The sequence below is a fragment of the Streptomyces rimosus subsp. rimosus genome (assembly GCF_000720725.1).
Taxonomy (GTDB): Bacteria; Actinomycetota; Actinomycetes; order Streptomycetales; family Streptomycetaceae; genus Streptomyces; species Streptomyces rimosus_A.
In genome coordinates this window covers 1-25,203 of sequence record NZ_JOCQ01000118.1, presented here as the reverse complement: position 1 = coordinate 25,203, position 25,203 = coordinate 1, and the positions used below count along the sequence as shown (strand labels likewise).

General features: G+C 72.3%; 25 protein-coding genes. 18 read left to right on the top strand and 7 right to left on the bottom strand.

The window, feature by feature from the left end:
• The first annotated feature begins 116 nt into the window (after positions 1-116).
• Both hemW and IH45_RS0136860 read left to right on the top strand, forming a co-directional pair.
• Positions 117-1,349 (top strand): radical SAM family heme chaperone HemW, encoded by a 1,233-nt coding sequence (hemW, locus tag IH45_RS0136865; RefSeq protein ID WP_030679218.1) that lies wholly within the window; start codon positions 117-119, stop codon positions 1,347-1,349.
• 115 nt (positions 1,350-1,464) lie between these two features.
• Positions 1,465-2,055, top strand: a complete 591-nt coding sequence (locus IH45_RS0136860) for a Uma2 family endonuclease (RefSeq protein ID WP_030679216.1) — start codon at positions 1,465-1,467, stop codon at positions 2,053-2,055.
• Here IH45_RS0136860 and IH45_RS0136855 read toward each other — a convergent pair.
• The gene (locus IH45_RS0136855) at positions 2,033-2,866 is read right to left on the bottom strand and encodes a DUF3097 domain-containing protein (RefSeq protein WP_030679214.1); all 834 of its coding nucleotides are present in this window, start codon (positions 2,864-2,866) and stop codon (positions 2,033-2,035) included. The two genes, IH45_RS0136860 and IH45_RS0136855, sit on opposite strands and share 23 nt — an antisense overlap.
• A gap of 28 nt (positions 2,867-2,894) precedes the next feature.
• Complete coding sequence (locus IH45_RS0136850; RefSeq protein ID WP_030679211.1) at positions 2,895-3,629, bottom strand: MBL fold metallo-hydrolase; 735 nt, start codon at positions 3,627-3,629, stop codon at positions 2,895-2,897.
• Positions 3,630-3,972: 343 nt separating this feature from the next.
• Between IH45_RS0136850 and hrcA the strand changes: the two genes are divergently transcribed.
• Positions 3,973-4,989 (top strand): heat-inducible transcriptional repressor HrcA, encoded by a 1,017-nt coding sequence (gene hrcA / locus IH45_RS0136845; RefSeq protein ID WP_003984321.1) that lies wholly within the window; start codon positions 3,973-3,975, stop codon positions 4,987-4,989.
• Entirely contained in the window at positions 4,990-6,123 is a 1,134-nt protein-coding gene (gene dnaJ / locus IH45_RS0136840) for a molecular chaperone DnaJ (protein WP_030679206.1), read from the top strand. It abuts the gene before it with no gap.
• 166 nt (positions 6,124-6,289) lie between these two features.
• Here dnaJ and IH45_RS0136835 read toward each other — a convergent pair whose 3' ends face one another.
• Positions 6,290-6,691: a RidA family protein gene (locus tag IH45_RS0136835; protein WP_030679203.1), complete on the bottom strand. Its 402-nt coding sequence runs from the start codon at positions 6,689-6,691 to the stop codon at positions 6,290-6,292.
• Positions 6,692-6,790: 99 nt separating this feature from the next.
• On the opposite strand from IH45_RS0136835, the gene IH45_RS0136830 reads away from it, so the two are divergent.
• The 3 genes from IH45_RS0136830 (at position 6,791) to IH45_RS0136820 (ending at position 9,823) form a co-directional block, all read left to right on the top strand.
• A complete protein-coding gene (locus IH45_RS0136830) occupies positions 6,791-7,765 on the top strand; it encodes a helix-turn-helix transcriptional regulator (protein WP_030679200.1) in 975 nt (324 codons plus the stop codon).
• Between the two features lie 172 nt (positions 7,766-7,937).
• Entirely contained in the window at positions 7,938-9,083 is a 1,146-nt protein-coding gene (locus IH45_RS0136825) for a nitronate monooxygenase (protein WP_030679197.1), read from the top strand.
• Positions 9,080-9,823, top strand: coding sequence for a 16S rRNA (uracil(1498)-N(3))-methyltransferase (locus tag IH45_RS0136820; protein WP_030679194.1), 744 nt, complete (start codon positions 9,080-9,082; stop codon positions 9,821-9,823). Before IH45_RS0136825 ends, IH45_RS0136820 begins: the two co-directional genes overlap by 4 nt.
• Before the next feature lie 78 nt (positions 9,824-9,901).
• On the opposite strand, the gene IH45_RS0136815 is transcribed toward IH45_RS0136820, so the two are convergent.
• Complete coding sequence (locus tag IH45_RS0136815; RefSeq protein ID WP_030679191.1) at positions 9,902-10,330, bottom strand: OsmC family protein; 429 nt, start codon at positions 10,328-10,330, stop codon at positions 9,902-9,904.
• Positions 10,331-10,543: 213 nt separating this feature from the next.
• Here IH45_RS0136815 and IH45_RS1000000149580 point away from each other — a divergent pair, with 213 nt between their 5' ends.
• From IH45_RS1000000149580 to IH45_RS0136800, 3 genes are all read left to right on the top strand, one after another.
• Complete coding sequence (locus tag IH45_RS1000000149580) at positions 10,544-11,392, top strand: hypothetical protein (protein ID WP_199810760.1); 849 nt, start codon at positions 10,544-10,546, stop codon at positions 11,390-11,392.
• A 139-nt stretch (positions 11,393-11,531) separates the two neighbouring features.
• Complete coding sequence (locus IH45_RS0136805; protein ID WP_030679185.1) at positions 11,532-11,888, top strand: histidine triad nucleotide-binding protein; 357 nt, start codon at positions 11,532-11,534, stop codon at positions 11,886-11,888.
• 21 nt (positions 11,889-11,909) lie between these two features.
• Positions 11,910-12,815 (top strand): ribonuclease Z, encoded by a 906-nt coding sequence (locus IH45_RS0136800; protein ID WP_030679182.1) that lies wholly within the window; start codon positions 11,910-11,912, stop codon positions 12,813-12,815.
• 34 nt (positions 12,816-12,849) lie between these two features.
• Here IH45_RS0136800 and IH45_RS0136795 read toward each other — a convergent pair whose 3' ends face one another.
• A complete protein-coding gene (locus IH45_RS0136795; protein ID WP_030679179.1) occupies positions 12,850-13,641 on the bottom strand; it encodes an HAD family acid phosphatase in 792 nt (263 codons plus the stop codon).
• Between the two features lie 181 nt (positions 13,642-13,822).
• Here IH45_RS0136795 and IH45_RS0136790 point away from each other — a divergent pair, with 181 nt between their 5' ends.
• The 3 genes from IH45_RS0136790 (at position 13,823) to IH45_RS0136780 (ending at position 17,032) form a co-directional block, all read left to right on the top strand.
• Complete coding sequence (locus IH45_RS0136790) at positions 13,823-15,193, top strand: glucarate dehydratase family protein (protein ID WP_234440814.1); 1,371 nt, start codon at positions 13,823-13,825, stop codon at positions 15,191-15,193.
• A gap of 115 nt (positions 15,194-15,308) precedes the next feature.
• Positions 15,309-16,394, top strand: a complete 1,086-nt coding sequence (locus tag IH45_RS0136785) for an S-(hydroxymethyl)mycothiol dehydrogenase (protein ID WP_030679172.1) — start codon at positions 15,309-15,311, stop codon at positions 16,392-16,394.
• Entirely contained in the window at positions 16,394-17,032 is a 639-nt protein-coding gene (locus IH45_RS0136780) for an MBL fold metallo-hydrolase (protein WP_030679169.1), read from the top strand. The genes IH45_RS0136785 and IH45_RS0136780 overlap by 1 nt, the downstream gene beginning before the upstream one ends.
• A 12-nt stretch (positions 17,033-17,044) precedes the next feature.
• Here the strand turns inward: IH45_RS0136780 and IH45_RS0136775 are convergent, their stop codons facing one another.
• Positions 17,045-18,382 carry a family 4 glycosyl hydrolase gene (locus IH45_RS0136775; RefSeq protein ID WP_030679166.1) on the bottom strand — a complete coding sequence of 446 codons (1,338 nt, stop codon included), beginning with the start codon at positions 18,380-18,382 and terminating at the stop codon, positions 17,045-17,047.
• A gap of 129 nt (positions 18,383-18,511) precedes the next feature.
• On the opposite strand from IH45_RS0136775, the gene IH45_RS0136770 reads away from it, so the two are divergent.
• From IH45_RS0136770 to IH45_RS0136755, 4 genes are all read left to right on the top strand, one after another.
• Positions 18,512-19,675, top strand: a complete 1,164-nt coding sequence (locus IH45_RS0136770; protein ID WP_030679164.1) for a PfkB family carbohydrate kinase — start codon at positions 18,512-18,514, stop codon at positions 19,673-19,675.
• Positions 19,676-19,834: 159 nt separating this feature from the next.
• Entirely contained in the window at positions 19,835-20,845 is a 1,011-nt protein-coding gene (locus IH45_RS0136765) for a PhoH family protein (protein WP_030679160.1), read from the top strand.
• Positions 20,846-20,865: 20 nt separating this feature from the next.
• On the top strand, positions 20,866-21,363 hold the full coding sequence (gene ybeY, locus IH45_RS0136760) for an rRNA maturation RNase YbeY (protein ID WP_003984339.1): 498 nt from the start codon (positions 20,866-20,868) through the stop codon (positions 21,361-21,363).
• A gap of 14 nt (positions 21,364-21,377) precedes the next feature.
• Positions 21,378-22,700 (top strand): hemolysin family protein, encoded by a 1,323-nt coding sequence (locus IH45_RS0136755; protein WP_030679156.1) that lies wholly within the window; start codon positions 21,378-21,380, stop codon positions 22,698-22,700.
• A gap of 58 nt (positions 22,701-22,758) precedes the next feature.
• Here IH45_RS0136755 and IH45_RS0136750 read toward each other — a convergent pair whose 3' ends face one another.
• Positions 22,759-24,006 (bottom strand): MFS transporter, encoded by a 1,248-nt coding sequence (locus IH45_RS0136750; protein ID WP_234440813.1) that lies wholly within the window; start codon positions 24,004-24,006, stop codon positions 22,759-22,761.
• Between the two features lie 137 nt (positions 24,007-24,143).
• On the opposite strand from IH45_RS0136750, the gene IH45_RS0136745 reads away from it, so the two are divergent.
• Complete coding sequence (locus IH45_RS0136745; RefSeq protein ID WP_050515452.1) at positions 24,144-24,977, top strand: AraC family transcriptional regulator; 834 nt, start codon at positions 24,144-24,146, stop codon at positions 24,975-24,977.
• Positions 24,978-25,203 lie beyond the last annotated feature (226 nt).

Here is a 25,203-nt window from a genome sequence, read left to right as displayed (position 1 = left end):
CGCCCTGACCGGTGCGGGCGCCCGGCCGCTCGGGTTCTACCTGCACGAGCCCTACTTCGCGACGCGCCCGGGCGCCTCCCGCCACGCTCCCCGCCGTATGCCGGACAATGGAAGGCATGCCTTCCGCACTCCCCGATGGTGAGCCCATGCCCGAGGACGGGGCGCTGCCCGGTCACGCCCTGACCGGTGCGGGCGCCCGGCCGCTCGGGTTCTACCTGCACGTGCCCTACTGCGCGACGCGCTGCGGCTACTGCGACTTCAACACGTACACGGCCACCGAGCTGCGCGGCTCGGGCGGCGCGCTCGCCTCGCGGGAGAACTACGCGGACACGGTCGCCGAGGAGCTCCGGCTCGCCCGCAAGGTGCTCGGTGACGACCCGCGGCCGGTCGAGACGGTCTTCGTCGGCGGCGGCACGCCGACCCTGCTCCCGGCCGCCGACCTGGGCCGGATGCTCGCCGCGATCCGCGACGAGTTCGGCCTGGCGGACGGCGCGGAGATCACCACCGAGGCCAACCCGGAGTCCGTCGACCCGCGCTACCTGGCCGAACTGCGGGAAGCCGGCTTCAACCGGGTCTCCTTCGGCATGCAGAGCGCCCGGCAGCACGTCCTGAAGATCCTCGACCGTACGCACACGCCGGGCCGCCCGGAAGCATGCGTCGCCGAGGCGCGCGCGGCGGGCTTCGAGCACGTCAACCTCGACCTGATCTACGGGACGCCCGGCGAGTCGGACGACGACTGGCGGGCCACGCTCGACGCCGCGCTCGGCGCGGCGCCCGACCACGTCTCCGCGTACGCGCTGATCGTCGAGGAGGGCACCCAGCTGGCCCGCCGCATCCGGCGCGGCGAGGTCCCGATGACCGACGACGACGTGCACGCCGACCGCTACCTGATCACCGAGGAGGCCCTGTCCGCGGCCGGCTTCCACTGGTACGAGGTCTCCAACTGGGCCACCTCCGAGGCGGCCCGCTGCCGCCACAACGAGCTGTACTGGACCGGCGCCGACTGGTGGGGCGCGGGCCCCGGCGCGCACAGCCACGTCGGCGGCGTCCGCTGGTGGAACGTGAAGCACCCCGGCGCGTACGCCCAGGCCCTCGGCGAGGGCCGGTCCCCCGGCGCGGGCCGCGAACTCCTCTCCGCCGAGGATCGCCGCGTGGAACGCGTCCTCCTGGAACTGCGTCTCGCGGCCGGCTGCCCCCTGGACATCCTCGCCCCAGCCGGCTTGGCCGCATCCCGCCGCGCCCTCGCCGACGGCCTCTTGGACCCGGGCCCGTATGAGGCGGGCCGCGCTGTACTGACCCTGCGGGGGCGGCTGCTGGCGGATGCGGTGGTGCGGGATCTGGTGGACTGATCGATCCGTTCGCTCAGCAGGGTGAATCATGTGTTTTCCCTGCGGAGCGCCCTACGCTGGCTCCTGGCCTGCTGTCGTAATCATGGGCGACGGCGTGAAGCGGAGGACCACGGAGATGACAGCTGTGGATGACCGGCCGACCACTCACCCCCTCGTCGCGTTCTTCGAGGACCTTGAGGTTCCCGAGGGATACAAGGCGGAGCTCCTGCGGGGGGAAATCGTGATGATGGCTGGTCCCGATCTGGTGCACAACCGGATCGTGCTGCGGGTGTTGCAACAGATCCCAGGCCAGAAGTGGGACTGTCTTCAGACGCAGGACATCGACTTCCTGCGGCAAACCAGTGAGCCGCAGCCCGACCTCGTCGTGCTGGGTCGCGATGCCGGGCCCGAATCGGGGCGGCTGCTGCCTCCCGAGCTGGTCACGATGCTCGTAGAAGTGGTCTCGAAGAACAGCGTCCACCGCGATTACCGCCTCAAGCGCTCGATCTACGCCGCCGGCCGCATCCCCGCCTACCTGATCATCGACCCCATCATGGCCCACTGCGTCCTCCTCACCGAACCCACCGGCACCGGCGAAGACGCCGACTACACGGTGCAGCGCCTCACCAAGTTCGGCGATCCGATCCCCCTGGACCTGCTCGGCGTAAAACTGGACACCACCGAGTTCCAGACGTTCACCAACGTCAGGCCCCACTCCCACCCGTAACGAAGTCGATCAGCTCCTCCACCCGCCCCAGCAGCGCCGGCTCCAGGTCCCTGTACGAGTGGACCGAGCCGAGAATGCGCTGCCACGCGGCGCCCGTGTTCTCCGGCCAGCGCAGGGCCCGGCACACGCCCGTCTTCCAGTCCTGGCCGCGCGGGACGGTCGGCCAGGCGGGGATGCCGACCGAGGACGGCTTCACGGCTTCCCAGACGTCGATGTACGGGTGGCCGACGACCAGGACGTCCGGGTCCGTGACCGATGCCGCGATGCGGGACTCCTTCGAGCCGGGGACGAGGTGGTCTACCAGGACGCCGAGGCGGGCGTCGGGGCCGGGGGAGAAGGAGTGCACGAGGGCGGGGAGGTCGTCGATGCCCTCCAGGTATTCGACGACGACGCCCTCGATGCGCAGGTCGTCGCCCCAGACGCGTTCGACCAGTTCGGCGTCGTGGCGCCCTTCCACGTAGATGCGCCCGGCGCGGGCGACCCGTGCGCGGGCGCCGGGGACGGCCAGTGAGCCCGATGCCGTACGGGCCGGGCCGCGTGCGGCGGGCCGGGCCGACGGCCGTACGAGGGTGACGGGCTTGCCGTCCAGCAGGAAGCCGCGCGGGGTCATCGGGAACACCCGGTGCTTGCCGAAGCGGTCTTCGAGGGTGACCGTAAGGCCCTCGGCGGTCTTCTCGCAGCGGATCACCGCGCCGCAGAAGCCGGTCACGGCCTCTTCCACCACCAGGTCCGGCTCCGCCGCGACCTCGGGGGCCGGCTGCTGCTTCTTCCACGGCGGGGTCAGGTCCGGGCCGTACTGTCTGCTGCGCATCCGACAGACGATAGGAAGGGATGGCCGGTCAGCGCCGCGACACGCCGAAGCGACGGCTGAGCGCGTCACGTTGCTCACGGACGAATCGGGCATCCACGACAGCGCCGTGCCCGGGTACGTACACCGCGTCCTCCCCGCCGAGCGCCAGCAGCCGGTCCAGCGCGGCGGGCCACTGCCCGGGGACCGCGTCCGGCCCGGCCTGCGGTTCGCCGGACTCCTCGACCAGGTCGCCGCAGAAGACGACCTCGGGCGAGCCGTGCGTGCCGGGGACCAGGACCACCAGGTCGTGCGCGGTGTGCCCGGGGCCGACGTTGGCGAGCAGCACCTGCCGGTCGCCGAGGTCCAGGGTGCGTTCGCCGGAGACGAGGTGGTGCGGGCGGACGAGGAGGTCGGTGGCCTCGGCTGCGGCGTCGGGGTCCACGCCGTACGACACCGCGCTGCGCCGCAGCTCGTCCTGGGCGCGCGGCAGGTACGTGTCGAGGCCCGCCGCGCCGAAGACCTGGACGCCCGCGAAGGCCGCGGTGCCCAGCACATGATCGAAGTGCGGGTGGGTCAGCGCGACGTGCGTCACGTCGCGGCCCGCGATGCCGCGCAGCCGGCGGCGCAGCATGGCGCCGTCCCGCAGCGTCGCGCCGGTGTCGACGATCAGCACGCCGGAGGCGCCGACGACGGCGCCGACCGTCTCGTCCCAGCCGGGCATCCGGCACCGCCCGACCCCCGCGCCGAGCCGTTCCCACCCGGCTTCTTCCCAAGTCGTACGCATACGCAGACGCTAGCCGCCGGTGCCGGGCTCCCGCCTGCCGGACCGCGGTACAGCCGCCCGCCGGGCCGTCGGAACCCCGCCTTCCGCGCCGCGGTACCGTGGCCCGCCGGACCGGCGGTCACCGGTCGCCCACCCGTACGCGCGACCCGCCACCCGTAGCCGCGGCACACCGCCCGTGGGCGCACCGGGCGCGGCGCCGGTACCGCGGCCCTTGCCCTGTCCACGTGACCCGGCCGTACACTTGGTCCGGGTCTGGCACTCGGACCTGATGAGTGCCAGGGAAGACGACCCGGGAAGAAACCGGCCGCGCGCCGGTGACACGGCCGGACTGGAGGTGTGCGCGATGCTCAGTGAACGCAGACTCGAAGTGCTGCGCGCCATCGTCCAGGACTATGTCGGGACCGAGGAGCCGGTCGGCTCCAAGGCGCTGACCCAGCGGCACAAGCTCGGTGTCTCGCCCGCCACGGTCCGCAACGACATGGCGGCGCTGGAGGACGAGGGCTTCATCGCCCAGCCGCACACCAGCGCCGGACGCATTCCGACGGACAAGGGCTACCGCCTCTTCGTGGACAAGCTGGCGGGCGTCAAGCCGCTTTCCAGCCCCGAGCGGCGCGCCATCCAGAACTTCCTGGACGGCGCCGTCGACCTGGACGACGTGGTGGGACGCACGGTACGGCTGCTGGCGCAGCTCACGCGGCAGGTCGCCGTCGTGCAGTACCCCTCCCTGACCCGGTCCACGGTGCGCCACGTGGAGCTGCTGTCGATGGCCCCGGCCCGGCTGATGCTGGTCCTGATCACGGACACCGGCCGGGTCGAGCAGCGCATGGTGGACTGTCCGGCGCCGTTCGGCGAGACCTCCTTGGCGGACCTGCGGGCGCGGCTGAACAGCCGCGTGGTGGGGCGGCGGTTCACGGACGTGCCGCAGCTCGTGCAGGATCTCCCGGAGTCCTTCGAGCAGGAGGACCGGGGGACGGTCTCGACAGTTCTGTCGGTTCTGCTGGAGACTCTGGTGGAGGAGACCGAAGAGCGGCTGATGATCGGCGGTACCGCCAATCTCACGCGCTTCGGGCACGATTTCCCACTGACCATCCGGCCGGTGCTGGAGGCTCTGGAGGAGCAGGTGGTGCTCCTCAAACTGCTCGGGGAGGCCAAGGACTCCGGCATGACCGTACGCATCGGGCATGAGAATGCCCATGAGGGCCTGACGTCCACATCGGTCGTCGCGGTCGGCTACGGTTCGGGCGACGAGGCAGTCGCCAAACTCGGCGTGGTCGGACCGACCCGCATGGACTACCCCGGAACGATGGGAGCGGTACGCGCAGTGGCACGTTACGTCGGACAGATCCTCGCGGAGTCGTAAGTGGCCACGGACTATTACGCGGTCCTGGGCGTACGGCGCGATGCCTCGCAGGACGAGATCAAGAAGGCTTTCCGGCGGCTGGCGCGCGAGCTGCACCCGGATGTGAACCCCGACCCGAAGACCCAGGAGCGGTTCAAGGAGATCAACGCCGCTTACGAGGTGCTCTCGGACCCGCAGAAGAAGCAGGTCTACGACCTCGGCGGCGACCCCCTCTCGCAGGCGGGCGGCGGCGGGGCCGGCGGCTTCGGCGCGGGCTTCGGCAACTTCTCCGACATCATGGACGCGTTCTTCGGCACGGCCTCGCAGCGCGGACCGCGGTCCCGCACGCGGCGCGGCCAGGACGCGATGATCCGGCTGGACGTCGAGCTGGACGAGGCGGCCTTCGGCACCACCAAGGACATCCAGGTGGACACCGCCGTCGTCTGCACGACCTGTTCGGGCGAGGGCGCGGCGCCGGGCACCTCGGCGCAGACCTGTGACATGTGCCGCGGCCGCGGCGAGGTCTCCCAGGTCACCCGGTCCTTCCTGGGCCAGGTCATGACCTCCCGGCCGTGCCCGCAGTGCCAGGGCTTCGGCACGGTCGTGCCGACCCCGTGCCCCGAGTGCGCCGGCGACGGCCGCATCCGCTCGCGCCGCACGCTCACGGTCAAGATCCCGGCCGGTGTGGACAACGGCACCCGGATCCAGCTCGCGGGCGAGGGCGAGGTCGGCCCCGGCGGCGGCCCGGCCGGCGACCTGTACGTGGAGATCCACGAACTGTCGCACCCGACCTTCCAGCGGCGCGGCGACGACCTGCACTGCACGGTCACCATCCCGATGACGGCGGCGGCGCTGGGCACGAAGTGCCCGCTGGAGACGCTGGACGGCATGGAGGAGATCGACATCCGGCCCGGCACCCAGTCCGGCCAGTCGATCCCGCTGCACGGCCGCGGCGTCACCCACCTGCGCGGCAACGGCCGCGGCGACCTCATCGTGCACGTCGAGGTCATCACGCCGAACAAGCTGGACGCGGAGCAGGAGGAACTGCTGCGCCGCCTCGCCAAGCTCCGCGGCGAGGAACGCCCGCAGGGGCAGTTCCAGCCCGGGCAGCAGGGGTTGTTCTCGCGGCTGAAGGATGCGTTCAACGGGCGGTAGCGGGTTGTTCTGCCGGGGGTCCGGGGGTTGTCCCCCGGGCAAGCACAGTCAGCCCGGGCAGCAGGGGTTGTTCTCGCGGCTCAAGGATGCGTTCAACGGGCGGTAGGTCCGTATGTACGACGCGACGGCGGCCGGGCTCCGTGCCCGGCCGCCGTCGCCGTCTGCGTCAGGACCGTACGGCGACCGCCTCCACCTCGAACAGCACGTCGGGCGCGGCCAGGCTCGCGACACCGATGAGGGTCTGGGTGGGCGGCTGCGTACCCCAGGCCTCCCGTACGGCCTCGGTGATCGGCCCCAGCTTGCTGACGTCGTGGTCCACCACGTACGTCCTGAGCTGGACGACGTGGCCGAGGCCGAGCCCGTGGGCGGCGAGGGCGGTGCCGATGTTGCGGAACGTCTGCTTCACCTGCTCGGCGAAGTCGGCCGAGACGACCGCGCCGTCCGGGCCCGATCCGTACTGACCCGCGATGAGTACCAGCTCCGTACCCGCGGGGACGGCGGCGGTGTGGCTGTAGCCGAACGGGACCGGGTCGTGCAAGCCGTCCGGATTGACAAGGGCGTGTGCCATGCGGGTCACCTCATGTGTGTGATGGGTCCGTTGGTGCTGCTGGTAAGCCTCGCAACGAATCACGACATCTCGTGTCGTGTATTTCAGTAGGGTTTTCGCATGCGCGCCGATCGGTTGGTATCGCTGGTCCTGCTGCTCCGGCAGCACGGGCGGCTGTCCGCGACCGCGCTGGCCCGTGAGCTGGAGGTGTCCACCCGCACCGTGCTGCGCGACATCGACGCGCTGTCCGCGGCCGGTGTCCCCGTCTACGCCGAACGCGGCCGGCGCGGCGGCTTCGCGTTGCTGCCCGGTTTCCGGACCGAGCTCACCGGACTGAACCACGACGAGGCGCTGGCCCTGCTGGTCGCCGGATCGCGGCGCGGCGCGCAGGCGTTCGGCCTCGGCCCGGCGCTCGCCTCGGCCCTGCGCAAGGTGGTCGACGCGCTGCCCGAGAGCGATCGGGCCACCGCGGCCGGCGCGGCCCGGCGACTGCTCGTCGATCCGGAGACCGACCTCCTCTCGCGCCGGCTGGTCCCCGAGGAGGTGCCCGACACCGTGGTGACCGTGGTCCGGCGCGCGGTGCTCGCCGGACGCAGGCTGCGGATCCACTACGCGGCGGTGGACCAGGACCCGAAGTGGCGCACGGTGGACCCGATCGGCCTGGTCACCGCACGCGGCCAGGGCTACTTGCTGGCCACGCGGTCCGGCGCGGACCGCACCTACCGGCTGTCCCGGGTGCTGGCCGCCGAGGAACTCGCCGAACCGGCACAGCGGCCGGACCAGGTCGACCTGGACCGGGCCTGGCAGGAACGCGGCACGCGGTTCCGGACCGGCGGCGACCAGGTCGTCGTGCTGGTACGGGTGGACCCGGAACGGCGGGAGGAGCTGGTGGGCACCGCGCTGGCCGTCCGCGCCGAAGAGGCCGGCGCGGACGGACGGCTGCGGCTGGAGGTCACCTTCCAAGATCCCAGGCACGCCGAATGGGCGCTGTGGCAGCTCGCCACGAGCGCCGAGGCCCTGGCCCCGCAGTGGCTGCGCGACTCCTTGCGCGACCGCGCCGCCGCGATCGCCACCTGCTATGGAGCGTCGTCCTGAGGGCTGCCGCCCCCCTGGTGAGCGGCCGCCTCGCGTGCCGCCTGCCGCCCCGGCCGTTCAGCCGGCGGCCACCCGCCGGCACGTCCGAAGTGCCCTGATCGCCGGGCGTGTTTGATCTTGGTGGGTACGGACCCGGTTCGGGGCCGGGCGTGTGGCGTGACACGATGTGCGCATGCCCACAGCGCTGACCGATCTCTGCCGTTATCCGATCGCGCAGGCCCCGATGGCGGGCGGGGTGGCCCGCCCGGAGCTGGCCGCCGCCGTCTGCGAAGCCGGCGGGCTCGGCTTCCTGGCCGCCGGGTACAAGACCGCGGACGGCATGTACCAGGAGATCAAACAGCTGCGCGGGCTGACCGGCCGGCCCTTCGGCGTGAACCTCTTCATGCCGCAGCCCGCGCTCGCCGAGAACGCGGCCGTCGAGGTCTACCGCGAGCAGCTCGCGGGCGAGTCGGCCTGGTACGAGACCCCGCTGGACGAGATCGACCCGTACGGCGGCGTGGACGACGGGTACGAGGCCAAGCTCGCCATCCTGCGCGAGGACCCGGTGCCGGTCGTCTCGTTCCACTTCGGCTGTCCCTCGCGCGCCGTGCTCGACGGGTTCGCCAAGGTCGGTACGTACACCATCGTGACCGCCACCACCGCGGCCGAGGCGCAGGCCGCGCAGTGGTCCGGCGCCGACGCGGTCTGCGTGCAGGGCGTCGAGGCGGGCGGCCACCAGGGCACCCACCGCGACGACCCGCAGGCCGACGGCACCGGCTCCGGACTCGGGCTGCTGTCGCTGATCGCGCAGGTGCGCGAGTCCGTGCAGATACCGATCATCGCGGCGGGCGGCCTGATGCGCGGTTCGCAGATCGCCGCGGCGCTGGCGGCGGGCGCGACGATGGCGCAGCTCGGCACGGCCTTCCTGGTCACCCCGGAGTCGGGCGCGCACGCCCTCCACAAGCAGGCGATGACCAACCCCCTGTTCACCCGCACGGAGTTGACCCGGGCCTTCTCCGGGCGCCCGGCCCGCGGCCTGGTGAACCGCTTCCTGCGCGAGCACGGCCCGTACGCCCCGGCCGCCTACCCGGCCGTGCACCATCTGACCTCGGGCCTGCGCAAGGCCGCCGCCAAGACCGGCGACGCGCAGGGCATGGCGCTGTGGGCGGGGCAGGGGCACCGGCTGGCGCGGCAGCTGCCGGCCGGGCAGCTGATCGAGGTGCTGATGGCCGAACTGGACGCGGCGCGCGCCGGGTTGGGCCGCGGCGGTGGGCCGGGCGCCGGCCCGGACCAGCAGGCCGGGCCGGGCGTTCCGGGTGAGCTGGGAGGTGCGCTGTGACGGCGCCGGTCTTTCTCGTCGACAGCGTCCCGGGCCCGGGTGAAACCGTGCTGGACGGGCCCGAGGGCCGGCACGCGGTCTCCGTGCGCCGGCTGCGCGCGGGCGAGCCCGTGGTGCTGACGGACGGGCGCGGCAGCGGCGCGGTGGGCGTGGTGCTGGCCGCCGAGGGCAAGGACCGGCTGGTCGTGGAGGTGACGGGGGAGCAGGCCGAGCCGGAACCGGTGCCGCTGATCACCGTCGTACAGGCGCTGCCCAAGGGCGACCGCGGCGAGCTGGCCGTGGAGACCATGACGGAGACCGGCGTGGACGCCGTCGTCCCGTGGGCCGCGTCCCGGTGCATCACCCAGTGGAAGGGCGAGCGGGCCGCGAAGTCCCTGGCCAAGTGGCGCAACACGGCCCGTGAGGCGGGCAAGCAGGCCCGTCGGCTGCGCTTCCCGGAGGTCACCGACCTGATGTCCACCAAGCAGGTCGCGGCGCTGCTCGCGGAGGCGGACTTCGCCGCCGTCCTGCACGAGGACCGGGATGCGGGGAGCGCCCCGCTGGCGTCCGCGGAACTTCCGGCGTCCGGGCGGATCGTGCTCGTCGTCGGGCCCGAAGGCGGCGTGTCGCCGGAGGAGCTGGCGGCGTTCGAGGAGGCGGGGGCCAAGGCGTACCGGCTCGGGTGGAGCGTGCTGCGGACGTCCACGGCGGGTACGGCGGCCACGGCGCTGCTGCTGGGCCGTACGGGACGCTGGAGTTGACGTAGCGTCAGGACCGGGACGGCGGGGCCTCGGCACGAGAGGTGCCGCGGCCCCGCCGTCGTCGCGTCGCCCGCCGGATCAGACCAGCTCGGCGTTGAGGGTGATGTTCTTGACGCCGGCCAGCGCCTGGCTCACCGGGCAGTTCTTCTTGGCGTCCTCGGCCGCGGCCTGGAAGTCCTCCTCGGACAGGCCCGGCACGCTGGCCTTGACGGTCAGCACGATGCCGGTGATGCCCTCGCCCGGCTGGAACGTCACATCGGCCTTGGTGTCCAGGGCCGCGACGGTGTAGCCCTTGCCGGCCAGGCCGTGCGAGAAGGCCATCGAGTAGCAGGACGAGTGGGCTGCCGCGATCAGCTCCTCGGGGCTGGTGACGCCGTTCGGCTGCTCGGCGCGGGCCGGCCAGTTCACGTCGAACGTGCCGACGTTGGAGGAGGCGAGCTCGACGCTGCCCTTGCCCTCCATGAGGTTGCCTTCCCAGTGGGTCTGCGCGGTGCGGGTGGTTGCCATGGTGATGACTCCTGGTCGTGGGCCGGATGGCGGTCTGTGGATCAGCTTAGTGATTCCGGCGCGGCGGGCGGCGGGACCCGGACAGGCGGAATACGGCGGTCCGTACGGGCGGGAGGCCGGCCCCCGCGGGCGGACGCGGTCCGTACGGGCGGCGGCGCACACTGGCCGAGCCGGGACTGTTGGTCCGGGGGCGGTGGTGGGACGCTGCCGGGCATGGGGTCCATGGGGCGCTTACGAGACGTACGGCACGTACGGCCGCGGCTCGCGCGGACCGGCAGGTCCCGGGCCGGACTGTTCCGGCGCGGCAGGCTGCTCGCGGCGGTGGGCGCCGCGGGCGCGGCGGTCGTCGCGGTGTCCGCGTGTGAGCCGGCCGGCGGGCTGAACACCTCGTCGATCGCTTACACCACCGACCAGGCGGGGACCGCGGCGCTGAAGCGCATCGGCGTGAACGTGAGCTGGCTGAGCTGTACGGCGACCGTTCCGCGGGACCAGCAGACCACCGCCAACGCGACGGCCACGGCGAACCGCCACACCGTCGTCACCGTCGACTGCCAGGGCCAGACCGCCCACCACAGCAAGATCACCATTACCGGCCGGGTCACCTCCGAGGTCGACGGCCGCTGCGTACGCGGGCGGCTGACCGCGCGGGTCGCCGGACAGGTCGTCTTCCAGGTGGGCGTGCTCGGCAACTGCGACGCGGACGAGCCGACCGGCACCCCGCGGCCGACCGTCACGCACACCGTGCAGCCGCCCAGCAGCGGCCACACCTCCCACGAACCGCCCTACACACCGCCCGTCACGGTCACGGTCACGGCACAGCCGTCGAACCCGGAACCCGATCCGGACCCGTCGCCCAGCGACACCTGTTCGGACGATGCGCACGACCACGACGGCCAGGGCAACCACGACGACGGCAATCACGACGGCAATCACGACGATCAGGGCAACCAGAACGGCAACGGCCACGACGACGGCAACCAAGACGGCAACCACGATGGCCAGAACGGCAACGGCCACGACGGAAAGGACGACCAGAAGCCGACCTGGGCCGCCGACCACTGATCACCTTGATCACCACACCCGTCCGGCGCGCCGGCCCGGGCCCGCACCGCCACCGGCCCGGCCGCCGCACCACCTCCCACGGGCGGCCCGGTAACATCCGGACCCGTAGACGTGATGGCAACCCGGGAGGAGCCCACCGGTGGCGGGAGAACCGCAGGCCGACTGCCTGTTCTGCAAGATCGTGGCCGGCGAGGTGCCCGCGACGATCGTGCGGGAGACCGAGACGACCGTCGCCTTCCGGGACATCAGCCCGCAGGCACCGACGCACGTCCTGGTGATCCCCAAGGTGCACTACGCCAACGCGGGCGAACTGGCCGCCGCCGAGCCGCTGATCGCCGGTGAGGTGCTGAGCGAGGCCGCCGCCGTGGCCGCCGACGAGAAGGTCGACGGGACCGGCTACCGCATCATCTTCAACACCGGCCCCGGCGCGGGCCAGACGGTCTTCCACGCCCACGCGCACGTCCTGGGCGGCCGCGACCTCCAGCGCCTGGTCTGACGGAGCGGGAGCCCGAGCACCTTGTCCGTACGCGAATTCGTCGTCCTCGGCACCGCCAGCCAGGTGCCCACCCGGCACCGCAACCACAACGGCTACCTGCTGCGCTGGGACGGCGAAGGCATCCTCTTCGACCCCGGCGAGGGCACCCAGCGGCAGATGCTGCGCGCCGGGGCCGCCGCGCACGACATCAACCGGATCTGCGTCACGCACTTCCACGGTGACCACTCGCTCGGGCTCGCCGGGGTCATCCAGCGCATCAACCTCGACCGGGTGCCGCACCCGGTCACCGCGCACTTCCCGGCGAGCGGCCGGCGCTTCTTCGACCGGCTGCGGTACGCCACCGCCTACCGCGAGACGGTGCGACTGGCCGAGGAGCCGGTGGCCGCCGACGGGGTACTGGCCGACACGCCGTCGTACGTCCTGGAGGCGCGCAAGCTCTCCCACCCGGTCGAGTCGTACGGCTACCGCCTGGTCGAGCCGGACGGGCGCCGGATGCTGCCGGAAAAGCTCGCCGCGCACGGCATCGCCGGGCCGGACGTCGGCCGGCTCCAGCGGGAGGGCGCGCTGAACGGCGTCACCCTCGACGAGGTCAGCGAGGTGCGGCGGGGCCAGCGCTTCGCCTTCGTCATGGACACCCGGCTGTGCGACGGGGTGCACGCGCTCGCCGCGGGCTGCGACCTGCTCGTCATCGAGTCCACGTTCCTGGACGAGGACGTACGGCTGGCCAAGGAGCACGGCCATCTGACGGCGGGCCAGGCGGCGCGGGCCGCCGCCGACGCGGGCGTGCGCCACCTGGTCCTCACGCACTTCTCCCAGCGCTACTCGGACCCGTTGGAGTTCGAGCGCCAGGCGCGGGCGGCCGGCTTCGAAGGGGAGCTGACCATCGCCCGCGACCTGATGCGCGTCCCGGTCCCCAAGCGCACCTGAGGACCGGGGCGCGTCGCGTCCGCCGTCCGGCGGATCAGGGCAGGAAGTACATCGGGTTCGGCAGCTTGAAGGTCTTGTCGGCGTAGCCGCCGTTCAGGTCGCTGTACTGGTCGCCGAAGTTGGCGACGATGTCGTAGCCCCGCGACTCGATGTGCTTGCGGGTGCCGGACTTGAACTGGACCGTCGTGCAGTTGGCGCCGCACGGCAGGTAGGACGGCGGGTTCTTCTTGTCCTTGAGGTAGACGTGCGTGCGGTCCAGCGGCACCTTGTAGCCGACGTTCTTCAGGTTGCGCACGCTCCACTGGCGCTGCGCCTCCTTGCGGCCGGTGACGAAGAAGACCTCGTAGCCCTTGCCGCGCGCCCAGTTGACGAGCCGGTCCATGCCGAAGACCGCCGCCATGTCCTTGCTCGCCAGGTACTTGTCCTGGGCCGCCTCGGTGTGGTGGAAGCCGACCTGGAGCTCGTAGTTGTACGTCAGCAGCGTGGTGTCGTCCATGTCCAGGACGATGGCGGGCTTGCCGTGGTGCTTCTTGCCGGCGGCCTTGGCCAGGTAGTTGCGGGCCGAGTCCGTGATGCCGCGCACCTGCTTGGCGTAGTTGCTGCGCGGGGAGGCGTAGTGCTGCCCGTCCGCGGTCACCGTGTCGCCGTAGTACGCCTTGATCTTGTCCTGTACCTGGGTGAGGTTCGGGACCTCCTTGTCGGTACGCGGTACGGAGTGCTCGGCGGTGGCCTGGCCGACACCGAAGGCGGCGGTGCCGGCGACGACCGCCGTGACGGCCGCGGCGCCGACGCGGACCCGGCGGCGGGAGAGGAGGGGGTGGCGCATGTGCAGCTCCTAGCTGGACCAGTGGGGGCCACCTAGGTTTAACAGAGCGTTTATGCGGACATCTACGCGCGAAGATTCAATGGTTGGTAAAGGCTGGGCCGGTCGGCGCAACCCGCCGTCAGCCGTGGACGTCCATCGGCCCCATTGACCCGGACCTCCCGTCTTCCTACGCTCCGTCCCCATGGATGGACACCGTCTACGTACGGAAACGCAGCCCACGCCGCGGAACGCGCCGCCGGCCCGCCCTCCTGACACCCCGTCGGCCACCACCATCACCGCCGTCCACCTCACCCCGGTCCTCGTCGCCGACCCGCCCCTGCTCAACGTCCAGGGCGTCCACCAGCCCTACACCCCCCGCCTGATCATCGAAGTGACCACGGCGGACGGCACGACCGGCCTCGGCGAGACCTACGGCGACACCACCTACCTCGACCTCGCCCGCCCCCTGGCCGACGCGCTGATTGGCCGTCAGGTCACGGACGTGAACACCTTGCCGCACCTCGCGGCCGAAGTCTGCGGCGACTCCCCGGCGGCCACCGGCGCCGAGGATGTCACCGCGGGCGGCCTGCGCGGCGCGCGGACCGCCGACAAGCTACGGCTGTCCGTCCTGTCCGGCTTCGAGGTGGCCTGCCTGGACGCGTGGGGCCGGCACGCCGGACTGCCCGTGCACGCCCTGCTCGGCGGCAAGGTCCGCGACCACGTCGAATACAGCGCGTACCTCTTCTACCGCTGGGCCGCCCACCCCGGCGGCCGCGGCGAACCCGACGACTGGGGCGCGGCCCTCGACCCGCCCGGCATCGTCGCCCAGGCCCGCCGCTTCCGCGACACGTACGGCTTTGGCTCCTTCAAACTCAAGGGCGGCGTCTTCGAGCCCGCACAGGAGATCGCCGCGGTCCGCGCCCTGGCCGCCGCCTTCCCCGGCCACCCCCTGCGCCTGGACCCGAACGGCGCCTGGAGCGTCCCCACCTCCCTCCACGTCGCCCGCGAACTCCACGACGTCCTCGAATACCTGGAGGACCCCACCAGCACCACCGCCCACATGGCCGAGGTCGCGTCCCGTATGGACCTCCCGCTCGCCACGAACATGTGCGTCACCACCTTCGCCGAGATCCGCGAGGCCTTCACCCGCGACGCCGTCCAGGTCGTCCTCGCCGACCACCACTACTGGGGCGGCCTGCGCAACACCCGCGAACTGGCCGCCGTCTGCCGCGCCTTCGGCGTCGCCCTGTCCATGCACTCCAACACCCACCTGGGCATCAGCCTCGCCGCCATGACCCACGTCGCTGCGACCGTTCCCGACCTGGCGTACGCCTGCGACACCCACTACCCCTGGCAGACGGAGGACGTGCTCACCGAACGCCCCGCCTTCCGGGACGGCCGCCTCGCGGTGCCCGACACACCCGGCCTCGGCGTCACCCTCGACCGCGACCGCCTCGCGGCCCTCCACGCGCGCTGGCTCGCCGACGACGGCACCCTGCGCGACCGCGACGACGCGGCGGCGATGCGGGCGGCCGATCCGGGATGGGTGGTGCCCGAGGTGCCACGGTGGTGAGCGGCGCACCCCGGTGGTGAGCGGCACGTCCCGGCCGCCGACGGACCGGCGCTCCCGGCGCCCGGGGCGCGTACCGTATTCATCCCGTACGTGATCTTTGGAGGGAGCTGTACCGATGGCACAGGAAGTGCGTGGCGTCATCGCGCCGGGGAAGAACGAGCCGGTGCGGCTGGAGACGATCCTGGTGCCGGACCCCGGGCCGGGCGAAGCCGTGGTGAAGGTGCAGGCGTGCGGGGTGTGCCACACCGATCTGCACTACAAGCAGGGCGGGATCAACGACGACTTCCCGTTCCTGCTGGGGCACGAGGCGGCCGGCGTCGTGGAGGCCGTGGGGGCGGGCGTCACCGACGTGGAGCCCGGGGACTTCGTGATCCTCAACTGGCGTGCGGTGTGCGGCAAGTGCCGGGCCTGCAAGCGCGGCCGCCCGCAGTACTGCTTCGACACCCACAACGCCCGCCAGAAGATGACCCTCAAGGACGGGACGGAGCTGACGCCCGCCCTCGGCATCGGCGCCTTCGCCGACAAGACGCTGGTCGCGGCCGGGCAGTGCACCAAGGTCGACCCGGAGATGTCCCCGGCGGTGGCCGGGCTGCTCGGCTGCGGTGTGATGGCCGGCATCGGCGCGGCCATCAACACCGGCGCGGTGGGCCGCGGCGACTCCGTCGCGGTGATCGGCTGCGGCGGCGTGGGCGACGCGGCGATCGTCGGCGCGCGGCTGGCCGGCGCGTCCCGGATCATCGCCGTGGACGTGGAGGACCGCAAGCTCTCCATGGCCAAGACGATGGGCGCCACCCACACCGTCAACTCGCGCGCCGCCGACCCGGTCGAGGCGATCCGCGAGCTGACCGGCGGCTTCGGCGCCGATGTGGTGATCGACGCGGTGGGGCGCCCCGAGACGTACCGGCAGGCGTTCTACGCGCGCGACCTGGCCGGCACGGTCGTGCTGGTCGGCGTGCCGACACCGGAGATGAAGCTGGAGCTGCCGCTGCTGGACGTGTTCGGCCGCGGCGGCGCGCTGAAGTCCTCCTGGTACGGCGACTGCCTGCCGTCCCGCGACTTCCCGATGCTGGTCGACCTGCACCAGCAGGGCCGCATCGACCTGGCCGGCTTCGTGACCGAGACGATCGGCATCGAGGACGTGGAGCAGGCCTTCGAGCGGATGCACCACGGCGACGTGCTGCGCTCGGTGGTGACGCTCTGATGGCGGCCCGCATCGACCACCTCGTCACCTCCGGCACGTTCTCGCTCGACGGCGGTACGTGGGACGTGGACAACAACGTGTGGATCGTCGGCGACGACATCGAGGCGGTCGTCATCGACGCCGCGCACGACGCCGACGCGATCTTCGAGGCGCTGGACGGCCGGACGCTGCGCGCGATCATCTGCACCCACGCGCACAACGACCACATCGACGCCGCCCCGGCGCTCGCCACCCGTACCGGCGCGATGATCCACCTCCACCCGGACGACCTGCCGCTGTGGAAGCAGACCCACCCGGACCGGGCGCCGGACGAGGCCCTGGCCGACGGCCAGGTGCTGACCATCGGGGGCGTCGACCTGACCGTGCTGCACACCCCCGGCCACGCCCCGGGCGCGGTCTGCCTGTACGCGCCGGAGCTGGGCGAGCACGGCACGGTCTTCACCGGCGACACCCTCTTCCAGGGCGGCCCCGGCGCCACCGGCCGCTCCTTCTCCGACTTCCCGACCATCGTCGACTCGATCCGGGAGCGGCTGCTGACGCTGCCCCCGGAGACCGAGGTCCGTACGGGACACGGCGACGGCACCACCGTCGGAGCGGAGGCACCGCACCTGGACGAGTGGATCAAGCGGGGGCACTGACCACCGGGGACGTCAGCGGGTGGCCGCCCGCTCCAGAATGCGGGCGGCCACCGCCGGTGAGTCCACCAGCGGATGCAGCGCCATCGCGCGCAGCGCCGCGTCCCGGTCCTTGAACTCCGCCGCCTCCACCGTCGCCAGCTCCACGGCCTTGAGCTGGAGCATCAGCCCCAGCTGGTCCTCGCGCAGGGGGGCGCACGGCAGCGGCCGGGCGCCCCGCGCGTCCACCTCGCACACCGTCTCGATGACCGCCTCGGGCGCGAGCTGCGGCACGGTCGTCCCGTTGCGTACGTTCAGGATCAGGCGCGCGTGCCGGTCGCCCGCGATGGCGCGCATGACCGCCAGCGCCACCTGGTCGTAACCGCCGCCCTCCAGGTCGCAGGTGTCGCGCTGCCAGCCGCCGGTCGCCTCCCGGCTGTGCGCCATGTACGTCTCCTCGCGCTCCAGCCGGGTCCGCTCCCACAGCGCGTACGCCGTCTCGGGAGAGACCCCGGAGGCCGCTTCGAAGAACCCGCCCTGCTGCTGGTCCAGGAACTCCCCGCGCGTCTCCTCGGTGTTCACCAGGGAGGCGAGCGTCTCCCGGCGGAAGTAGTAGTAGTGCAGGTATTCGTTGGGGATCGAGCCCAGCGCCCGCAGCCACTCGGCGCCGAAGAGCTTGCCCTCCTCGAACGTGGTGAGCGCGTCGGGATCGGACAGCAGGCCTGCCAGCAGGTCCGTGCCGTCCTCGTCGGTCAGCGAGCGCAGCCAGCCCAGGTGGTTGAGCCCGACGTAGTCGTACGTCACCCGGTCCGGATCGGCGCCCGCGGCCCGCGCCGCGCGCCGCACCAGCCCGACCGGCGAGTCACAGATCCCGATCACCCGCTCGCCCAGCACCTGGGACATCGCCTCGGTGACCGTCCCCGCCGGATTGGTGAAGTTCACGACCCAGGCGTCCGGCGCCAGCGCCGCCACCCGCTCGGCGATCCGCAGCGCGACGGGCACCGTGCGCAGCCCGTACAGCACACCGCCCGCGCCCACCGTCTCCTGCCCCAGCACGCCCGCGTCCAGCGGAATCCGCTCGTCCGCTATCCGGCCCGCGGTACCGCCGACGCGGATCGCGGAGAAGACGAAGTCGGTGCCGCGCAGCGCGTCGTCGAGCGAGTCGGCGATCCGTACCCGTACCGAAGCGGACTTCCCCGGCCCGGTCCGCCGCTGCTCGGCCTGCCGCTCCAGTACGGAGGCGATCACGGCCACCCGCCGCGGGTCGGTGTCGTACAGCGTCACCTCGGAGACGGCCTGCGCGGGATCGTCCAGGAGCGCGCGGTGCACCAGCGGTACCCGGAAACCCCCGCCGCCCAAAATCGTGAGCCTCATGGGCCGGAACGTACCGCAGCATCGGGCACACTGGCGGCACGCGCACGCGAGAGAGGGGCAGGCACGGTGAGCGCACACGATGTCCAGCGGACCCCAGGAGGCGGACGGAGCGGCGGACCGGACGGCCACCTGCCGCCGGGCCCCGCGCCCGCGCTCGACCCGCTCGCCGCCGTACGCGCCGAGGGCGACCCGGCCACCGACGTCTACCTCACCGGCACGGTCTTCCTGGACATCATCTTCACCGGCCTGGACTCCGCCCCGGTACGCGGCACCGAGTCCTGGGCGCGCGGCATGGGCTCCAGCCCCGGCGGCGTCGCCAACATGGCCACCGCGCTCGCCCGCCTGGGCCTGCGCACCTCGCTCGCCGCGGCCTTCGGCGACGACATGTACGGCGAGTACTGCTGGGAGGCCCTGGAGCGCGGCGAGCACGTCGACCTGTCGATGTCCCGCACCGTCGCCGGCTGGCACTCGCCGGTCACCGTCTCCATGGCGTACGAGGGCGAGCGCACCATGGTCTCGCACGGCCACGAGGCGCCCAGCGGACCCGCCCGTACGGCGTTCGACGGCAAGCACGCGCCGGGCTGCCCGCCGCCGTCGCGCGCCTGCGTCGCCTCGCTCACGCCCGGTAGCCCCGAGGGCTGGCTCGGCTGCGCCGCCCACCGCGGCAGCCGGATCTTCGCCGACGTGGGCTGGGACGACACCGGCCGCTGGGACCCCGCCGACCTGGCCGAACTGGAGCACTGCGAGGCCTTCCTGCCCAACGCGGAGGAGGCGATGCGCTACACCCGCCTGGACTGCCCGCGCGCCGCCGCCCGCAAGCTGGCCGACCTGGTGCCGGTCGCCGTGGTCACGCTGGGCGCCGAGGGCGCGTACGCGGTCGACGGGCGCACCGGCGAGACCGCCGAGGTGCCCGCCATCGCGGTGGAGGCCATGGACCCCACCGGCGCCGGCGACGTGTTCGTCGCGGGCTTCGTCACCGGCTCGCTGGCCGGCTGGCCGCTGGCCGACCGGCTCGCCTTCGCCGGGCTGACCGCCGCCCTCTCCGTACAGGAGTTCGGTGGCTCGCTGTCCGCGCCGGGCTGGGTGGAGATCGCGGCGTGGTGGCAGCGGGTGACCGCGGCCGGAGCGTACGGACGCACACCGGACGGCGGCGCGGCGCGCGCCTGCGACATCCAGGACGCCACCGCGCTGCGCCGCCGCTACGCCTTCCTCGACGCGCTGCTGCCCACCGCCGCCCGCGCCTGGCCGCTGGCCCGCGCGCTGCCGACGATCGGCTTCCGCCGCCCCGCGTGAGCGGTCCGTCACCCGGGGAACATGGGAACAGGGGAACGCCGGAAAAGGCTTCGGGCTTGTCAGTGCACCGTCGTACCCTTGGTATCCCAAGGAGCCGAGCCGCGGGGCAGCAGCCCGCGGCGCAACGAATGGGGGATGAGCAGGCCACAGAGCCGGCCCATGACTCAGACACCTACACGACCGCAGGCGCACGCCCAGTTCACCGTCCCCGCCAAGCACCCGATGGTGACGGTCCTGGGGTCCGGGGACGCCCTGCTGCGGGTCATCGAGAACGCCTTCCCGGCCACCGACATCCACGTACGGGGCAACGAGATCCGGGCGACCGGCGACCCCGCGGAAGTGGCCCTGATCCAGCGCCTCTTCGACGAGATGATGCTGGTCCTGCGCACCGGCCAGCCGATGACGGAGGACGCGGTCGAGCGCTCCATCGCCATGCTGCGCTCCGCGGCGGACGGCGAGGGCACGTCGAGCGAGACCCCCGCCGAAGTGCTCACCCAGAACATCCTGTCCAACCGCGGCCGCACCATCCGCCCGAAGACCCTCAACCAGAAGCGCTACGTCGATGCCATCGACCAGCACACGGTTGTCTTCGGCATCGGCCCCGCCGGCACCGGCAAGACCTACCTCGCCATGGCCAAGGCGGTCCAGGCCCTGCAGTCCAAGCAGGTCAACCGCATCATCCTGACCCGCCCCGCGGTGGAGGCCGGCGAACGCCTCGGCTTCCTCCCCGGCACCCTCTACGAAAAGATCGACCCGTACCTGCGCCCGCTGTACGACGCGCTGCACGACATGCTGGACCCGGACTCGATTCCGCGGCTGATGGCGGCGGGGACCATTGAGGTGGCGCCGCTCGCATACATGCGGGGAAGAACGCTCAATGACGCCTTCATCATCCTCGACGAGGCCCAGAACACGAACCCCGAGCAGATGAAGATGTTCCTCACCCGGCTCGGCTTCGAGTCGAAGATCGTGATCACGGGGGACATCACGCAGATCGACCTGCCCGGCGGCACGAAGAGCGGGCTCAAGCAGGTGCAGGAGATCCTGGAGGGGCTGGACGACGTGCACTTCTCGCGCCTCACCAGCCAGGATGTCGTCCGGCACAAGCTGGTCGGCCGTATTGTCGACGCGTACGAGAAGTACGACAGCCAAAACGGCCGGCGAACCTGAGAAACGAGAAGCAGCACTTCATGTCGATCGACGTCAACAACGAGTCCGGAACGGACATCGACGAGCAGGCGATCCTGGACGTCGCCCGCTACGCCGTGGCCCGGATGCGCATCCACCCGCTCTCCGAGCTGTCGGTCATCGTCGTGGACGCCGACGCCATGGAACAGCTCCACCTCCAGTGGATGGACCTCCCCGGTCCGACCGATGTCATGTCCTTCCCGATGGACGAGCTGCGTCCGCCGGCCAAGGACGACGAGGAGCCCCCGCAGGGGCTCCTCGGTGACATCGTGCTGTGCCCGGAGGTCGCCAAGAAGCAGGGGGAGGAGGCGCCGACCCGGCACAGCATGGACGAGGAGCTCCAGCTGCTGACCGTGCACGGCGTGCTGCACCTGCTCGGGTACGACCACGAGGAGCCCTCGGAGAAGGCCGAGATGTTCGGCCTCCAGGCGGCGATCATCGACGGCTGGCGCGCCGAGCGCGGGCTGACCGGGCCGTCCCCGGCCCCGACCGTCACCTGACGGCGGGTGATCCGGTGACCACCCAGCTGATAGCGGTCGCGGTCCTCCTCGTCGTGGTCGCCTGGCTCGCGGCCTGCGCCGAGGCGGGCCTCGCCCGTACGACGAGCTTCCGTGCCGAGGAGGCCGTACGGTCCGGGCGGCGCGGCAGCGCCAAGCTGGCCGCCGTCGCCGCCGACCCCGTGCGCTATCTGAACGTGGCGCTGCTGGTGCGCGTCGGCTGCGAGATGGCGGCCGGCGTACTGGTGACGTACGCCTGCCTGCGCTCCTTCGAGGCGACCTGGCAGGCGCTGACCGTGGCCATCGCGGTGATGGTGCTGGTCTCGTACGTCGCGGTCGGCGTCTCGCCCCGTACGATCGGCCGCCAGCACCCGCTGAACACCGCCACCGCCGCCGCGTACGTGCTGCTGCCGCTCGCCAGGATCATGGGCCCGATCCCGCGGCTGCTGATCCTCCTGGGCAACGCGCTCACCCCCGGCAAGGGCTTCCGCCAGGGACCCTTCGCCTCCGAGGCCGAGCTGCGCTCGCTGGTGGACCTCGCGGAGAAGGAGTCGCTGATCGAGGACGAGGAGCGCCGCATGGTGCACTCCGTCTTCCAGCTCGGCGACACCCTCGTACGCGAGGTGATGGTGCCGCGTACGGACCTGATCTCGGTCGAGCGCTTCAAGACCATCCGCCAGGCGCTCACCCTCGCGCTGCGCTCCGGTTTCTCCCGTATCCCGGTGACCGGCGAGAACGAGGACGACGTGGTCGGCATCGTGTACGTCAAGGACCTCGCCCGCAAGGTGCACATCAGCCGGGACGCCGAGACCGAGCTGGTCTCCACGGCGATGCGCCCGGCCGTCTTCGTACCGGACACGAAGAACGCCGGTGATCTGCTGCGCGAGATGCAGCAGGACCGCAACCACGTCGCGGTCGTCATCGACGAGTACGGCGGCACGGCCGGCATCGTGACGATCGAGGACATCCTGGAGGAGATCGTCGGTGAGATCACCGACGAGTACGACCGGGAGCTGCCGCCCGTCGAGGACCTGGGCGACGGCCGCTACCGCGTCACCGCCCGGCTGGACATCGGCGACCTCGGCGAGCTGTACGGCTTCGCGGAGCTGGACGACGAGGACGTGGAGACGGTCGGCGGTCTGCTCGCCAAGCACCTGGGCCGCGTCCCGATCGCCGGCGCCACCGCCGAGATCGACCTCGGCGACAACCCGTCCGCCCTCTCGCCGAAGGCGCTGCGGCTGACCGCGGAGGCCCCGGCCGGCCGCCGCAACAAGATCGTCACGGTGCTCTGCGAGCCGGTCAGGGGCGAGGACGGCGAGGCGGCGGCCGGTCGGGACTGATCGCGGCGACGGGGCGGCGGCCGGTCAGGGCTGAAGACGATGACGGGGCCGCGGCTGGTCAGGTCTGGCGGCGGCGACGGAGCGGCAAGCGGTCCGGAGCGACCGCCACGAGCAGTCCGGCGAGCGCCGTGGCGGCCCCGGTGGCCACCACGGCGGGCCAGCCGCCGCCGGCCCACGCCACCGTCCCCACCAGCGATCCGACGGCGATGCCGAGGAAGCGCAGGGTGAAGTAGAGGGTGTTGAGGCGGCTGTGCAGCGCGGGGTCGAGCCCGAACAGCGCCGTCTGGGACGCGGCCTGACCGCCCCAGACCCCGACGTCCAGGACGATCACCCCGGCGAGCAGCCAGGCCAGCGCGCCGCCGCCCGGCAGCAGGAGCAGCCAGCCCACGATCACCAGGCCGATCAGCGCGCCGAGCGCCCCGCGCCGCCCGAACCGGTCGGCCAGCCGTCCCGCGTACGGCGAGGCCAGCGCGCTCGCCGCGGCCACCAGCCCGAACAGGCCGATCCCGGTGGACCCGTACCCGTACTGCCGCTCCAGCAGGAACGTCAGCGTCGTCCAGAACGCGCCGAACGCGATCCCCACCAGCGCCCCGGAGACGGTGATCCGCCGCACCAGCGGGTGATCGGCGAACAGCCGCGGCAGGGAGGCGAGCGTGGTCCGGTACGGGGCGGATGCCGCTGCCGGGACGCGGGGCAGGGCGCGGCGCAGGACGAGCACGGTCAGCAGCGTCAGGACGCAGGAACAGCCGAAGACCGCCCGCCAGCCGACCTGTTCCGCCAGCGCCCCCGAGTACGCGCGCGAGGCCAGCACCCCGACCAGCAGACCGGCCTGCACGGTGCCGACGACCCGGCCCCGGCTCGCCTCGCCGCCGCCCGCGGCCAGCGCGACGGCGAGCGGGGTGACGAGCTGCGGCACGGGCGAGAGCAGGCCGACGGCGAAGCCGGCCACCACCAGCCAGACGACGGTGGGCGCGAGGGCGCAGGCGGCGAGGGCGAGGGCGGAGGCAGTGCCGAGGCCGAGGATCAGCCGCCGCCGGTCGTGACTGTCGCCCGCCGGGACCAGCAGCAGGATGCCGGCCGCGTAGCCGAGCTGGGTGGCGGTGGGGACCGCGCCGAGGACATCCGGGGCCACTCCGAACGAGGAGGCGGCGGCGCCCAGCAGCGGCTGGTTCAGGTAGACGTTGGCGGCCGTGACGGCACTGGTCGCGGCCAGCAGCAGCGCCATCGGGCGGGTCAGCCCGGGGTGGGGTGGCCGGTCGGCGTGCGGGGGAGTGGAAGCGGACTGTACGGCGGATTGTTCGGTCACATGAGCCGACGCTAAGCCGGGGGCGCGCCGGCATGCTTGCGCTGTAGCGCCAATATGTGTCGAGAGTGTGCCAGGCGCGCAGTGCGCGGAACGTGGGCCGTTCGCACGCGGGAAAGAAAAGAGCGGAGGCGAGTGCCGTGTACGGGAAGAGCGAGGACCGCGACGACTACCAGAAGGTGCCCCGCCCGGTCGCCGCGATGGCCCGCGACCTGCCCGACGGTCATCACATTCCCGACCACCACCATCCCCGCGCCCAGCTGATCTACGGCACGACCGGTGCCATCACGGTCACCACCGGGCACGGCGTATGGGCGGTCCCCGCCACCCGCGGCGTGTGGGTGCCCGCGGGCCTCACCCACGCGATGACCTGCGCGGGCGCGGTCGCCATGCGCACCCTCTACATCACCCCGCAGTCGGTCTGGCACCTGCCCGCCGACCCCACCGTCGTCTCGGTCCCGCCGCTGCTGCGCGAGCTGATCGACGAGGCCACGCGTATCCCGGTCGAGTACGACCGGGAGGGCCGTGACGGCCGGGTGATGGAGCTGCTGCTCCTGGAACTCGCGCCGCGGCCCGTACCGGCGCTGCACCTGCCCGCACCGGCCGACCCCCGGCTCGCGGACCTCTGCGCGGCGATCCGGGCCGACCCGGGCGGGCGCTGGACCACGGCCTCCGCCGCGTCCCACGCCCATTTGAGCCCACGCAGCCTGCACCGCAGGTTCGGCGCCGCGACGGGAATGAGCCCGGCCCGCTGGGTGCAGCAGGCCAGGCTCGTGCACGCCGTCACCCTGCTCGCCCGGGGCACCCCGGTCACGTCCGTCGCGACCGATCTCGGTTACGCGACTCCCAGCGCCTTCACGGCCATGTTCCGGCGGGCGCTGGGGACCACGCCGTCGGCCTACTTCGAGAGCGCCTGGCCGGTACGGGACCAGAGAACCGGTGCCGGTGCCCTCCCCGGCCGGGCCATCGTGTAGTGTCCTCCGAGTTGCCACGAAGCCGTGACGGTTCGCCGGCAGCCACTCACGCCGTACAGGCGGCACGACCACTACCGCACGACTCCCGACCGGGAACAATTCCGCATGCCGGAATTCGACCCATCGGCTCGATTATGAGTCACCGGGAAAAGCCGTTAAAGTAGTGATCACGCCGGAAGGCGCGAACAACCCCCTCCGACGGGGAATCGGATTCAAATTCGAACCG

Bases quoted from the DNA above. Each gene is read 5' to 3' on its own strand.
- IH45_RS0136830 (WP_030679200.1), top strand. From the start codon at position 6,791: ATGCGCGCCGATCGGTTGGTATCGCTGGTCCTGCTGCTCCGGCAGCAC.
- IH45_RS0136795 (WP_030679179.1), bottom strand. From the start codon at position 13,641: ATGCGCCACCCCCTCCTCTCCCGCCGCCGGGTCCGCGTCGGCGCCGCG.
- IH45_RS1000000149580 (WP_199810760.1), top strand. From the start codon at position 10,544: ATGGGGTCCATGGGGCGCTTACGAGACGTACGGCACGTACGGCCGCGG.
- IH45_RS0136835 (WP_030679203.1), bottom strand. From the start codon at position 6,691: ATGGCACACGCCCTTGTCAATCCGGACGGCTTGCACGACCCGGTCCCG.
- hemW (WP_030679218.1), top strand. From the start codon at position 117: ATGCCTTCCGCACTCCCCGATGGTGAGCCCATGCCCGAGGACGGGGCG.
- IH45_RS0136785 (WP_030679172.1), top strand. From the start codon at position 15,309: ATGGCACAGGAAGTGCGTGGCGTCATCGCGCCGGGGAAGAACGAGCCG.
- IH45_RS0136765 (WP_030679160.1), top strand. From the start codon at position 19,835: ATGACTCAGACACCTACACGACCGCAGGCGCACGCCCAGTTCACCGTC.
- IH45_RS0136855 (WP_030679214.1), bottom strand. From the start codon at position 2,866: ATGCGCAGCAGACAGTACGGCCCGGACCTGACCCCGCCGTGGAAGAAG.
- IH45_RS0136790 (WP_234440814.1), top strand. From the start codon at position 13,823: ATGGATGGACACCGTCTACGTACGGAAACGCAGCCCACGCCGCGGAAC.
- IH45_RS0136780 (WP_030679169.1), top strand. From the start codon at position 16,394: ATGGCGGCCCGCATCGACCACCTCGTCACCTCCGGCACGTTCTCGCTC.
- IH45_RS0136860 (WP_030679216.1), top strand. From the start codon at position 1,465: ATGACAGCTGTGGATGACCGGCCGACCACTCACCCCCTCGTCGCGTTC.
- IH45_RS0136775 (WP_030679166.1), bottom strand. From the start codon at position 18,382: ATGAGGCTCACGATTTTGGGCGGCGGGGGTTTCCGGGTACCGCTGGTG.
- IH45_RS0136825 (WP_030679197.1), top strand. From the start codon at position 7,938: ATGCCCACAGCGCTGACCGATCTCTGCCGTTATCCGATCGCGCAGGCC.
- hrcA (WP_003984321.1), top strand. From the start codon at position 3,973: ATGCTCAGTGAACGCAGACTCGAAGTGCTGCGCGCCATCGTCCAGGAC.
- IH45_RS0136850 (WP_030679211.1), bottom strand. From the start codon at position 3,629: ATGCGTACGACTTGGGAAGAAGCCGGGTGGGAACGGCTCGGCGCGGGG.
- IH45_RS0136815 (WP_030679191.1), bottom strand. From the start codon at position 10,330: ATGGCAACCACCCGCACCGCGCAGACCCACTGGGAAGGCAACCTCATG.
- ybeY (WP_003984339.1), top strand. From the start codon at position 20,866: ATGTCGATCGACGTCAACAACGAGTCCGGAACGGACATCGACGAGCAG.